This is a genomic window from Leptothoe sp. LEGE 181152 (assembly GCF_032906605.1).
GTDB classification, from domain to species: Bacteria; Cyanobacteriota; Cyanobacteriia; order Phormidesmidales; family Phormidesmidaceae; genus Leptothoe; species Leptothoe turfae.
Genome location: NZ_JASATU010000017.1, coordinates 656621 through 668899 on the forward strand (window position 1 = coordinate 656621; position 12279 = coordinate 668899).

Consider the following 12279-nt stretch of genomic DNA (forward strand, 5'->3'; position numbering starts at 1 on the left):
TATTTAGTTTCTGTGAGGGAGACAGAGGGAGAAACTCAAAAGAATGAGTACAGACAAACTATTCACTTCAATCTCTATTAGTAAGAAGTTTGATAATAATGTTCATCAGGCTAAAGAAAAATGGATGGAATTTTGCCAAAAATCTATTGAACTTCTGCCCCCTACTCCAGAATTACCTTTAGCCCAGACCTTTAATAAAGGTGACATCAAACTAGCGCAGTATAGTCAACAAATCGATGCCAAAACTTGGGCACATTTGAAGCAACAGGCCTTAAAGGCCAATACATCACCAGGCGACGTTCTATTAGCAGTTTACACAGAAGTACTAGCAACCTGGAGTAAAAGCGCTTACTTTACAATTAATCTGGTTGAAACGAGATCTACAACTCTCAATTCGGAAGAGGATGCCGTTAAACAACCAAATCAAAAGAAGATTTTTAACACCTTGTTAGACATCAATTATTTGCAACCAGATTCTTTCGAAGCTAGAGTTAAACATATCGCAACAAAGTTAAGATCAGATCTGCAACATCGATTAGTAGCCCCGTTTACGCAGTTAAAATTATTACCTAAGGAGATATTAGAGAAATTAGAATCTATATTAGCTATTTCTTTTGTCATTGAGCCAGACAACATAGAAGACGTCTCCAATATCGAAAATGTTATTAATAATAACTCCACTTCAATAGCGCCCGTCCGCCTAGAATGTCGGCATCTTGAAAAGAATGGAACACTGACAGTTAATCTATATGCTGATACGGACTTTTTTCTTCCGAACATGGTGCAGGATATATTGACATCTTACTGTTCATTTCTGCAACGATTAGCCCATGAGGAAGCTGCGTGGCAGGAAACTAATCGCTCAATGATTCCTGCAGCTCAACTTAGCCAGAGAGTTACCGCCAACCTAACGACCGCTCCGCTACCTGAAGAGACACTCTATAGTTTGTTTGTGCATCAGGCTAAACAAAACCCTCAACAGATTGCCATTATCACTTCAAAGCAATCAATTACTTACGACCTTCTATACCGTCGTGCCAATCAAGTTGGTCATTATTTAAATCAATTGTTAGGTATCTGCTCTGATCATACCGTAGCCATCGTTATGGAGAAAGGCTGGGAACAGATTGTTGGAGTACTTGGTATTTTAGCTGCTGGCGCTGCTTACGTACCCATTGATCCTGACTTACCTTCGGAACGATTTCAATATCTGCTGGAAAATAGTGGTGTCAATATTGCATTAACGCAATCATGGTTAGAAGAAAAGGTAGTTTGGCCAGCAACCATTCAACGATTTGCAGTTGATCTAATCCATTTGTTCCCAAACACTGAGCATCAGTTGCTATCTCTCCCAGGCCCTGATGATCTTGCCTATGTTATCTACACGTCTGGGTCTACAGGCTTACCTAAAGGTGTCATGATTACCCATCGAAATGTGGTCAATGTAGTCATCCATACTAACCAACGATTTCAAGTCAGTTCTAAAGATCGGATATTAGCGCTCACCGCCCTCAATCATGATCTATCGGTTTATGATATCTTCGGTCCGTTATCAGCTGGCGGAACAATTGTGATGCCAGACGCTGCTGCTGCTAAATTTGCTCGACATTGGCTGGATTTACTCACCAAAGAACGGGTAACCCTGTGGAATTCAGTACCTGCCATGATGGAAATGTTGGTCAATTATCTCGACATTAAATCTGAAAAATTGCCACAGAGTTTGCGTCTAGCTATCTTAGGTGGAGACTGGCTGCCAGTTTCTCTTGCCAGTCGATTAAAAGCATTATCTCCAGATTTAAATATTCTGAGTATTGGCGGCCCTACTGAAACCACAATTTGGAATATTGGTTATCTTATCCAGGATATTGATCCCAATTGGAAAAGTATTCCCTATGGAAAGCCTATGGCCAATTCAAAATATTATATTTTGAATAATAATCTGGAAGATTGCCCCGTGTGGGTGCCAGGGCAAATGTATTGTGCTGGTGTACAGTTAGCCAAGGGTTACTGGCGCAACCCTGAAAAAACAGCAGCTAATTTTATTGCACATCCCCGAACTGGTGAGCAGATTTATCGAACTGGTGATTTAGGCCGCTATTTACCAGATGGAAATATTGAGTTTCTGGGTAGAGCTGATTTTCAAATTAAATTGAGGGGTTATCGCATTGAAGCCGGAGAAATCGAATCCACACTAGCAAAGCATCCAGCGGTCAAAAATGCCTTAGTGACCGTCACTACCACTCAACAAAGTCAACAATCGCTCACAGCCCATGTCATTCCTCGCCAGGGGTACTCTCCTGCCATTGAAGAGCTACGCAATTTTCTAAATCAGAAATTGCCTACATATATGGTGCCATCATACTTCAAATTTTTGGACGCGTTACCGTTAACAGCCAATGGCAAAGTAGATCGTCGTGCCTTATCAGGCTAAATTATAAACTTTGCATACAATTACGATAGATTTTGCACTATGGGTAAATGGATCGTTTGTCCCCAGCCAAAACCATCTCCTAAATTAAGGTTGCTATGCTTTCCCCATGCAGGCGGCTCAGCTAGGGTGTTTCATGACTGGCCTGAGTTGTTACCATCAACAGTCGAGGTGTGTGCCGTTGAACTACCTGGACGCGGAAAACGCTTGTTTGAGACTCCCTACACCGATATTATTTCACTGTTGCAAACTCTTGGCCCTGAATTAGTACCTTTTTTAGATGTTCCGTTTGCCTGTTTTGGCCATAGCCTGGGGGCACGGATTGCATTTGAGTTTTCTCGATGGTCACAACAGACAGTTCAGCTTACTCCGCGTCATCTTTGGGCAGCTGCAGCTCGCGCTCCTCACTTACCACCCGATAGAGAATCAATTCATAACTTGTCTAGCGATGATTTTATTCTTGAACTACAAGGGTACAATGGCACACCTGAGAGCGTTTTGAAAAATCCAGAACTAATGGAATTGATGCTTCCTATGTTGAAGGCAGATTTTTCGCTTCTTGAAACCTATCAATACCAACCAAAGGCTCAGCTTGCTTGCCCAATTACCTGTTTTTGGGGAGAACAAGATGAGATAGCAAATCATACTGATGTGGCCGCTTGGCAACAACACACGAACATATTTACGTTAGAGGCCGTTCCTGGTGATCACTTTTTTACCAATCACCCCATGTTTCCCCAGAGATTATTAGCCAAACTCACTGAGCTCATCCAAACCCTATAAAATCACACTTCTTGCAAGTTGTAGTGCCCCCCAAAATCAAGACAGAGCTGAGAGAGCGTAAGTTAAAGTCCATATACACGCCCTCAAACGGATGTTCCGATACCAACCGTTTTTATCTCAATCTAGGGTCTAAAAGTGCTAAGAAGTGCCCAAAAATGTCCAACGTATTTTTGGTTATTTTCGGATTGCGATCGCTGAACCCCTTGCCAGAAAATCTGTATCGCTTGCGCTGCCTAAAAGCCAACGGCGGGATTTGAACCCGCGACCGCTCGATTACGAATCGAGTGCTCTACCACTGAGCCACGTTGGCATGTTGAATGCTAAGTCTAGCTAGTAGATCATGGTACTGCATCCAGGGTGCATCAGAAATTCAGAAATTCATCAATGGGGAATGATAGAGCCTGAGAGGCAATTGCTATGGGGATCATCGTAGTCCATCTTCCAAAAATCCAGGCCCCCCTGTGCTAGATGGGACATAGTTTGAAAAAATGGTACTTATCCCCTCTAAATAAAGGCTCCATGGCAAAAAAGTCTGGCTCTAGCGATCGCACCCCCACCAAACCACCAGGCATGAGCCAGGAACGGTTTGAGCGCCTGGTTCAGGAGACGCAGTCACCTTTCAAAGGAATGCGTAAGGTTATCTATGGTGCTGTGGGGGCGTCCGGGCTGTTGGGGGCATTTGTATTTTTGACTCAGCTGATGGCCGGTAAGGATGTAGAGACGGCCTTGCCTAATCTAGCTGTACAGATGGGCGTCATCGGCATCGTTGTGTTTTTGTTTTGGCTAGAGGGTCGGGGCAAGCGTGACGCATAATCACAAACCAGCGGTTGTGCTGGTCCATGGTCTCTGGAATACCGTTAATATTTTTGGACGGTTGCGTCCATATTTAGAAAATCAAGGTTGGCATGTCTATGCCATTAGCATAAAACCCAATAACGGTGATATCGGTATAGAGCAACAAGCGAAGCAGCTCGATGATTTTATCAGGGCATCCCTGGGAGAGCGGCAACCATTTTCCCTGGTGGGGTTTAGCATGGGTGGCTTGGCTAGCCGTTACTACCTACAGCGTTTGGGTGGTTTGCAGCGAGTGCAGCGATTTGTTGGTGTGGCAGTGCCTCACTATGGTTCAGCCCTTGCCTGGTTTCGGTGGAATATAGGATGTGTACAAATGCGTCCAGGCAGTGCCTTTCTAACGGAGCTAAATCAAGATATGGAACAGCTAGTCACCTGTCGACCGCTGTGGCTATGGACAGCCTATGATCTGTTGGTTCTGCCTGCACACCACTGTTGTTTGCCGATTGGTGAAAGCCAACGACTACCCGTACTGACCCACGATGGCATGGTGTGGGACGAACGGGGTTTAGCGGCCATTGCCCAAGGGCTAAAGATTAAGCCATAGCAACTTCGCCTACTTGAGCATGATGACTCTCACCAAAGATGGCACTTGGATGACAATAGTATTTAAATTCCAACAGATTATGAAATGGATCTTCGAGGAAGAATGTGCGGTGCTCTAAAGGAGTCCCCCTAAAGCGACACTTTGGCTGTTGGTAAAAGGGGAGGTTTTGGACTTTAGCCCGTTCTGCTAAAGCTTCCCAGTCAGCCTCAGTATCGAAAACTAGGCCAAAGTGCCGGGGATAGATACTTCCTTGGTCAGATAGCTGATCTCGGGTAACGTGGGCCACTAGCTGATGGCCCTGAAAGTTCATAATTAACGCACTGGGAGATTCACGACCCGGCTGACAGCCAAGACCGTCCACATAAAATCGCTTGGTGTCGAGAATGTTGCTAACAGGGAATGCTAGGTGGAAAAGATTTGCCATAGCTACATAAGTGAAACACGTTTCTATTATAGAAACATGGGCTGATAACGGGTTCAGAACTCGAAATCTAGGCCTGAGCTAAGGGCAGTCTGGCATTAGCTCAGGTCTATCTGGGCACAACTTCTTCAGCGCTTGCGCTTAAATAATCACCCCATTATCCCATCACTCATCCACCCATCGACAGCCCCAACCTGGGTCTTTATTTTTGTGCCGTCCCCTTAATCACCCGACCCAATAGTATGAATTTTGAGAAAGTTAGTGGAGCCAGAAACCTTAATCGGTAGACCCCCTAGAAGCAAAATGCGATCTCCAGGGGCTGCAAAGTGTTTCTCTAACAAACAGGTTTCAACTTGTTCAAACAGTGTTTCAAGAGAACCGTCTAACTGTTCTAACAAAACAGGACGGACTCCCCATACAAGGTTTAGCTGTCGATAAACCTTAGGATTCGCGGTTAAAGCCACGACGGTAGCTTTGGGACGTTCCGCAGCTGCTAAGCGAGCGGTATATCCCGTCTCTGTAAAACCAACAATACACTGGAGATCTAAAACATGATCAATGGCATTAAGAGCTTCACTAATGGCTGCAGGAGCATCAATCTTTTGGGGTGGAAAGTTAGGATAATCGATCTCAGGTTCCACATCAGTGGCAATCCGCGCCAGCATTTTCACAGCTTCCACGGGATAATTACCAACAGCAGACTCTCCTGATAACATCACTGCATCGGTGCCATCCATGATCGCGTTAGCAACATCGCTAGCTTCGGCACGGGTTGGCCGAGGGCTATGGGTCATGCTATCCAACATCTGGGTCGCTGTAATGACGGGAATGCCTCTGCGATTACATAGGCGAATAATTCGTTTTTGAATGAGGGGAACTTTCTCCGGTCTCATTTCTACACCGAGATCTCCCCGTGCCACCATGATGGCGTCACATTCATCGATAATTGCTTCCAGGTTTTGAATGGCCTGAGGTTTTTCTAATTTAGCTAATACTGGAATATTAACCGCTTTGGCTGCCAAAAAAGCTTTGAGGTTTTTGATATCCTCTGGGCTCCGCACAAAACTTAGGGAAACAATATCCACCTCTTGTTCTATGCCAAAGGCTAAATCTTCCTTATCTTTTTCAGTTAAGGAGGGTAGCCGCAGATTAAGGCTAGGGAGATTTACACCTTTACGGCTTTTAAGGATGCCACCGGTAATGACACTGCACTGTACTACATTCCCTTGAACCGTTTCTACCCGTACTTCCAACAACCCGTCATCTAACAAAATTTGAGTCCCTGGAGTAGCCTCTTCGGCTAGATGTGGATAGTCAATGGCGATCGCATCTGTCTGGGGGGATTCCTCAGATACGGGCACAAAGGTAATTTTCTTTCCTGGCTGGAGTTCTAGCTCGCCGTTGGGCAACTGGCCCACTCGAATTTTAGGACCTTGTAAATCTTGTAAAAGCGTCAGGGGCATTTCTAACTCATCGGAAACCGCCCGCAGTTGACGAATCTGCTCAGCATGATCTTCATAGGTGCCGTGGGAAAAATTTAACCGGGCTACATTCATGCCGGCGAGCATGAGCTGTTTGATCACCTCTGGAGACCGACTGGCAGGACCCATGGTGGCCACAATTTTAGTGCGATGAATAAGTGGCTTCATAAAGAGTATTTTAAGGACTGCTAGAGAGAAATCCAATGCTTACTCAGCACTATAGGTCAAACCTATACTAATGCTGAGGTTAATCTAACAAGAGGGCATTAAGAGATTATTAATGTTAGGTGAGTTTGCTGAAATTTAATCTAACAAGAGGGCGTTAAGAGATTGTTAATGTTAGGTGAGCTTCACTGCGTTGGAATTGGTCCGTCCTGCTTCCACATCACTGATGTTAGCCAGGGTGACTTGAGCAATGTTGCGCAAGGCTTCTTTGGTGAAAAAGGCCTGATGGGCTGTAATGACTACGTTAGGAAAAGACTGCAACAGCTGAAAGGTATCATCCTGGATAACGGTGTCAGACAGGTCTTCGAAAAACAGACTGCCTTCGCGTTCGTAAACATCAATACCAAAGTACCCTACCCGCCCTGATTTAATGGCTTCAATCACGGCGTTGGTATCAATTAACCCACCACGACTAGTATTGATGAGCATTGAGCCTGGCTTAAAATGCTGTATAGATTCAGCGTTTATTAAGTGGTGTGTGGATGGTAACAATGGGCAGTGGAGAGAAATTATGTCGGAGCGGGTCAGCAATATGGGCAGCTCTACATAGTCCACACCGATATCTGCACAAGCTGGATTGACCCGTACATCGTAGGCTAAGAGCTTACAGCCAAATCCATTCATAATCTGGGCAAAACATTGGCCAATTTTACCTGTTCCTACAATGCCAATGGTTTTGCCATGGAGATCAAAGCCCAGTAAGCCATCTAACGAAAAGTTATCATCCCGCACACGATTGTAAGCGCGGTAAAGTTTACGATTAAGGGCCATAATCAGTCCAACAGCATGCTCTGCCACGGCATAGGGTGAATAGGCGGGCACACGCATGACTGTGATGCCTAGCTCTTCTGCCACACTGAGGTTGATGTTGTTAAATCCAGCACAGCGCAGGGCAATGAGTTTGGTGCCTGTGGCTGCGATCGCACGCAGCGTGTCCTCGTCCAATTCATCATTAATAAAGACACACACCGCTGGAAAACCAGCGGCTAGCGATGCTGTTTTGGGTGTCAGGCGGGGCTCAAAAAACGTGAGCTCATGGTTATAATCTTCATTAATCTCAATAAATGAATGTTTATCGTAGAGCTTAGTGTTGAAAAACGCTGTTCTCATCGTTGGTCTCAGCCTCCTGACGCCACAATCATAAATAGTGCTAGTTCAATCGTCTGCATTGAATACAATCTTTATTGTTCTTAGAAAACAATCCCTTGTATCTATCTAAGTGTTTCATATAAAACTATAGAACTTGGTCAATGAAATTGGTCAGATGTGATTATTTCGCAAGCTTCAAATCTCTCCACCATGAACTGTTTAAATAGTGATATTTAGCACAGTAGAAAATTACAGAGAATAGGATTCTAAGTTCATCAGCTGTTTACCAGGAATCTTAAAAGAATCCTAAGACTCATGGTTCATTATCAAAGACAAAAAATAGAATTTGGTTATGGGAAACTGTAGCTAGATACTGGGGATGTTGTCATGAAAGAGCAACGTTATCAAATACTTAAATAGCGCTTATCATGTGCTTAAACTGGTCTTAGCAGCCAGTTGCAAGTTGTTAAATCGCTGTTGCTAGCAAAGAAGTTAAAAGTATTAAGAGTTGACTTTGTTGTACCTCTTATCTGCACAATTCTAATTTGGAACCTACAATGGTGCATGCATCGTAAATGAAGAACTCTTCTTAGATAGACTTTGCGTTAAAGACTCCTTTCAGGCTACTTATTTGTGACTCTAAGAGAATTCTTAAAAAGAGTCTGTCACCGTATCTTCAGTTAAAAACCTGTGATTTTTGTTAGAGGGAACTATTAACTATGGTTCAAACTCCCATTCAACCAAACTTTTCCCCATTGTCTGCGCCTACGGAAGATGAATTACGTCTCATGGATGCCTACTGGCGAGCCTGTAATTATCTTGCTGTGGGCATGATCTACCTGCGTAGCAACCCATTGCTCAAGAAACCTCTTCAGCCTGAGCATGTTAAGCATCGCTTGCTCGGTCATTGGGGAGCATCTCCAGCCCTGAGTTTTACGTATGTGCATTGCAACCGGCTGATTAAGAAATACGATCTGGACATGATCTTTGTGGCCGGTCCTGGCCATGGCGCGCCGGGTGTGTTGGGGCCTGTTTACTTGGAAGGTACCTATTCCGAAATCTACCCAGATAAGGGCGAAGATGTTGAAGGCATGGGCCGATTCTTTAAACAGTTTTCGTTCCCTGGGTATATCGGCAGCCATGTCACTCCAGAAACGCCGGGATCAATCCATGAAGGGGGTGAGCTAGGCTATAGCGTCTCCCATGCCTACGGTGCGGTGCTGGATAATCCAGATCTGATTGTTACCTGTGTAGTGGGTGATGGGGAAGCGGAGACCGGCCCCCTGGCAACCGCCTGGCATTCTAATAAATTTATTAACCCAGCCAGGGATGGCGCTGTGCTCCCCATCTTGAACTTGAACGGATACAAGATTGCCAATCCCACCATTCTGGCCCGTATCTCCCATGAAGAGCTGGAATGCTTGTTCCGGGGCTATGGTTATACCCCCTACTTTGTGGAAGGGAAAGATCCCGCTGAGATGCATCAGCGGATGGCCTCGGTGATGGAAGAATGTGTGCTGAAAATCAAAGAAGTTCAGCGAGAGGCACGGGTATCCGGCAAAATTGAGCGACCTCGGTGGCCCATGATTGTGCTACGCACCCCCAAGGGATGGACCGGTCCTGCTGAAGTTGATGGCAAAAAAGTTGAGGACTTCTGGCGTTCTCACCAGGTGCCCATGGGAGGCATGCATGACAACCCTGATCACCTGCGCCGATTAGAAGAATGGATGCGCAGCTATAAACCTGAAGAGCTATTTGATGAAAACGGAGCGCTGATCTCTGAACTTAAGGCGTTAGCACCAAGCGGTGGTCGCCGCATGGGATCTAACCCTCATGCTAACGGTGGTTTACTGCGTAAGGCCCTAAAAATTCCTGATTTCCGTGATTATGCCATTCAGATGGAACACCATGGCACTGAGGAGTTTGAAAACACTAAAGTGCTGGGCTTTTTGATGCGCGACATCATGCGGGATAACCCCAATAACTTCCGATTGATGGGGCCCGATGAAACCGCATCAAACCGGTTACAAGATGTCTATCAGGTCACCAAAAAGGTTTGGATGGCAGATATCTACCCGGAGGATGAGGGGGGAACTGAGCTGTCCCGCGATGGTCGGGTGATGGAAATGCTCAGCGAGCATACGCTGCAGGGTTGGCTAGAGTCTTACCTGCTGACCGGACGCCATGGCCTTTTCCATACCTATGAGGCCTTTGCCCATGTGGTAGATTCCATGTTTAATCAACATGCCAAGTGGTTAGATATTTGTCGTAACCATGTGCCCTGGCGACGGTCGGTATCGTCCCTCAATATTCTGTTGTCGTCCTTGGTTTGGCGACAGGATCATAACGGCTTTAGCCATCAGGATCCCGGCTATATCGATCTGGTGACCAATAAAAGTCCTGATGTGGTCAGACTGTATTTCCCACCGGATGCCAACTGCTTATTGTCGGTGGCTGATCACTGCTTCCGCAGTACGGATTACATCAATGTCATCATTTCAGATAAGCAAAAGCATTTGCAGTATTTGCCCATGGATGAGGCCATTGCCCATTGCACTAAGGGCATCGGCATCTGGGATTGGGCTAGCAATGATGACTGCGGAACTGAGCCTGATGAACCTGATGTGGTAATGGCCAGCTGCGGTGATATTCCCACCATGGAAGCGCTAGCGGCAACCGCTATTTTGCGAGAAGAGTTTCCTGAACTGAAGATTCGCTTTGTCAATGTGGTGGATCTGTTTAGGCTAGTGTCCGAAGGAGAACATCCCCACGGTCTATCGGATTGGGATTTCAACTCCCTATTCACCCCCGATAAACCCGTGATCTTTAACTTCCATGGCTATCCCTGGCTGATCCATAAGCTGGTATACCGTCGTTCTAAGCAAGAACGTATCCATGTACGGGGCTATAAAGAGGAAGGAAATATCAACACACCGCTGGAGCTGGCGATCAATAACCAGGTGGACCGGTTTAACTTGGTGATTGATGTGATTAACCGCGTACCGAAGCTGGGATCGGCTGCAGCCCATGCAAAAGAGCGGATGAAGAACAAGATCATTGCATCCCTAGCCTATGCCCATGAGCATGGTAAGGACCAAGATGAAATTGTTCAATGGAAGTGGCCCTACACAACATGAAGATCCTGGTTCTCAACGCCGGTTCTAGTAGTCATAAGCTCTGTTTGTATGACCTAGGTGAGACTCTGCCTGAGAATACTCCTACACCTGTTTGGGAGGCCCAAATTGATTGGTATCCCAAACAGGCTGTGATCGAGGTTAAGACTGAAGCTGGTGAGGCTTTAGAACAGAAACTGGCCATAACGTCTCGGCGAGAAATTCTCTCTCAGGTGCTGGGTTCTCTTTGCCAGGGGACAACGCAGGTTCTCAAGCACCTGGAAGAGGTTGATGTGGTTGGCCATCGAGTTGTGCACGGTGGTCAGACCTACCAAGCTAGCACCGTTGTTACGTCTGAAGTAAAAGCAGAAATTGATTGTCTAAAACAGCTGGCCCCCAACCATAATCCGGCCAATCTCGAAGGCATTGAGCTTATGGAGGAGTTACTGGCAGTCCCCCAAGTAGCTGTATTTGATACGGCCTTCCATAGCCAGATGCCAGATGTAGCAGCGATTTATCCAGGCCCTTATGGCTGGGTAGACCAGGGCATCCGTCGCTATGGGTTTCATGGCATCAGCCATCAATATTGTAGTCAGCGAGCTGCCCAGCTGTTAGGAAATGATGATTTACGGCTGATTATTTGTCATCTAGGCAATGGGGGTTCTCTTTCGGCTGTTCGCCATGGCCACAGCATTGATACCACCATGGGCTTTACTCCCCTGGATGGTTTGATGATGGGTACCCGTTCTGGGGCGGTTGATCCCGGCATTTTGATTTACCTGATGCGACAAGGCTATGGCGCGGATGAGCTGGACCACATGCTTAATAAAGAGTCAGGGCTTAAAGGTATTTCTGGGATATCCCATGATTTACGACACATTAGACAGGCAATTGCTGCTGGAGACTCCCATGCGCAACTGGCCCGAGATGTTTATCTCCATCGTCTTAAGGCCTGTTTTGGTTCAATGCTCATGAGTTTAGGCGGTGTAGATGCTATTGTTTTTACAGCTGGCATTGGTGAGCATGATGCCTCGATTAGAGCTGATGCCTGTGGGGCGATGGATTTTTTAGGACTGACACTAGATCCTAGTAAAAATGAAAAGGCTCCTGTCGATCAGGATATTGCCACTACTGATTCTAAGGTGCGTGTTTTAGTAATTCACACCCAAGAGGATTGGACCATTGCCCAAGATTGTTGGCACTGTTTGAAACAAGAGAAGCCATAGATTAACGGTTTAGGCCTTGACTGGCAAGTTAGGCGCTTGCGCTGAAATAGTCACCCCATTCCCCCATCACTCATCCACCCATCGACAACCCCAACCTGGGTCTTCATTATTGTG

The 12279-nt window shown here is 46.0% G+C and carries 9 protein-coding genes and 1 tRNA gene; 6 read left to right on the forward strand and 4 right to left on the reverse strand.

Translation table 11 applies throughout. The features are described from left to right. Nucleotides 1–43 precede the first annotated feature (43 nt). Entirely contained in the window at nucleotides 44–2431 is a 2388-nt protein-coding gene (locus QGP82_RS11000; RefSeq protein WP_499059044.1) for a non-ribosomal peptide synthetase, read from the forward strand. A gap of 39 nt (nucleotides 2432–2470) precedes the next feature. Then, on the forward strand, nucleotides 2471–3211 hold the full coding sequence (locus tag QGP82_RS11005; protein WP_499059046.1) for a thioesterase II family protein: 741 nt from the start codon (nucleotides 2471–2473) through the stop codon (nucleotides 3209–3211). A gap of 238 nt (nucleotides 3212–3449) precedes the next feature. Here the strand turns inward: QGP82_RS11005 and QGP82_RS11010 are convergent. Further along, a tRNA-Thr gene (locus QGP82_RS11010) sits at nucleotides 3450–3521 on the reverse strand. 209 nt (nucleotides 3522–3730) lie between these two features. Here QGP82_RS11010 and QGP82_RS11015 point away from each other — a divergent pair. Together QGP82_RS11015 and QGP82_RS11020 are read left to right on the forward strand one after the other, a co-directional pair. Next, nucleotides 3731–4024 (forward strand): DUF3493 domain-containing protein, encoded by a 294-nt coding sequence (locus tag QGP82_RS11015; protein WP_163671131.1) that lies wholly within the window; start codon nucleotides 3731–3733, stop codon nucleotides 4022–4024. Continuing rightward, on the forward strand, nucleotides 4014–4610 hold the full coding sequence (locus QGP82_RS11020) for an alpha/beta fold hydrolase (protein ID WP_163700621.1): 597 nt from the start codon (nucleotides 4014–4016) through the stop codon (nucleotides 4608–4610). Before QGP82_RS11015 ends, QGP82_RS11020 begins: the two co-directional genes overlap by 11 nt. Here the strand turns inward: QGP82_RS11020 and QGP82_RS11025 are convergent. The 3 genes from QGP82_RS11025 to QGP82_RS11035 all read right to left on the reverse strand — a co-directional run bounded on the left by QGP82_RS11025 (nucleotide 4600) and on the right by QGP82_RS11035 (nucleotide 7847). Further along, nucleotides 4600–5034 carry a VOC family protein gene (locus tag QGP82_RS11025; protein WP_163700619.1) on the reverse strand — a complete coding sequence of 145 codons (435 nt, stop codon included), beginning with the start codon at nucleotides 5032–5034 and terminating at the stop codon, nucleotides 4600–4602. The genes QGP82_RS11020 and QGP82_RS11025 overlap by 11 nt on opposite strands. Before the next feature lie 218 nt (nucleotides 5035–5252). Beyond that, nucleotides 5253–6680, reverse strand: a complete 1428-nt coding sequence (pyk, locus tag QGP82_RS11030) for a pyruvate kinase (protein ID WP_163671128.1) — start codon at nucleotides 6678–6680, stop codon at nucleotides 5253–5255. A 171-nt stretch (nucleotides 6681–6851) separates the two neighbouring features. Beyond that, entirely contained in the window at nucleotides 6852–7847 is a 996-nt protein-coding gene (locus QGP82_RS11035; RefSeq protein WP_163671127.1) for a 2-hydroxyacid dehydrogenase, read from the reverse strand. 698 nt (nucleotides 7848–8545) lie between these two features. Between QGP82_RS11035 and QGP82_RS11040 the strand changes: the two genes are divergently transcribed. Next, nucleotides 8546–10963 carry a phosphoketolase family protein gene (locus QGP82_RS11040; RefSeq protein ID WP_499059050.1) on the forward strand — a complete coding sequence of 806 codons (2418 nt, stop codon included), beginning with the start codon at nucleotides 8546–8548 and terminating at the stop codon, nucleotides 10961–10963. Beyond that, complete coding sequence (locus QGP82_RS11045; RefSeq protein WP_499059052.1) at nucleotides 10960–12165, forward strand: acetate/propionate family kinase; 1206 nt, start codon at nucleotides 10960–10962, stop codon at nucleotides 12163–12165. Before QGP82_RS11040 ends, QGP82_RS11045 begins: the two co-directional genes overlap by 4 nt. Nucleotides 12166–12279 lie beyond the last annotated feature (114 nt).

Coding starts and splice junctions, on each gene's coding strand:
- QGP82_RS11015 (WP_163671131.1), top strand. CDS start 3,731: ATGGCAAAAAAGTCTGGCTCTAGCGATCGCACCCCCACCAAACCACCA.
- QGP82_RS11025 (WP_163700619.1), bottom strand. CDS start 5,034: ATGGCAAATCTTTTCCACCTAGCATTCCCTGTTAGCAACATTCTCGAC.
- pyk (WP_163671128.1), bottom strand. CDS start 6,680: ATGAAGCCACTTATTCATCGCACTAAAATTGTGGCCACCATGGGTCCT.
- QGP82_RS11045 (WP_499059052.1), top strand. CDS start 10,960: ATGAAGATCCTGGTTCTCAACGCCGGTTCTAGTAGTCATAAGCTCTGT.
- QGP82_RS11000 (WP_499059044.1), top strand. CDS start 44: ATGAGTACAGACAAACTATTCACTTCAATCTCTATTAGTAAGAAGTTT.
- QGP82_RS11035 (WP_163671127.1), bottom strand. CDS start 7,847: ATGAGAACAGCGTTTTTCAACACTAAGCTCTACGATAAACATTCATTT.
- QGP82_RS11040 (WP_499059050.1), top strand. CDS start 8,546: ATGGTTCAAACTCCCATTCAACCAAACTTTTCCCCATTGTCTGCGCCT.
- QGP82_RS11005 (WP_499059046.1), top strand. CDS start 2,471: ATGGGTAAATGGATCGTTTGTCCCCAGCCAAAACCATCTCCTAAATTA.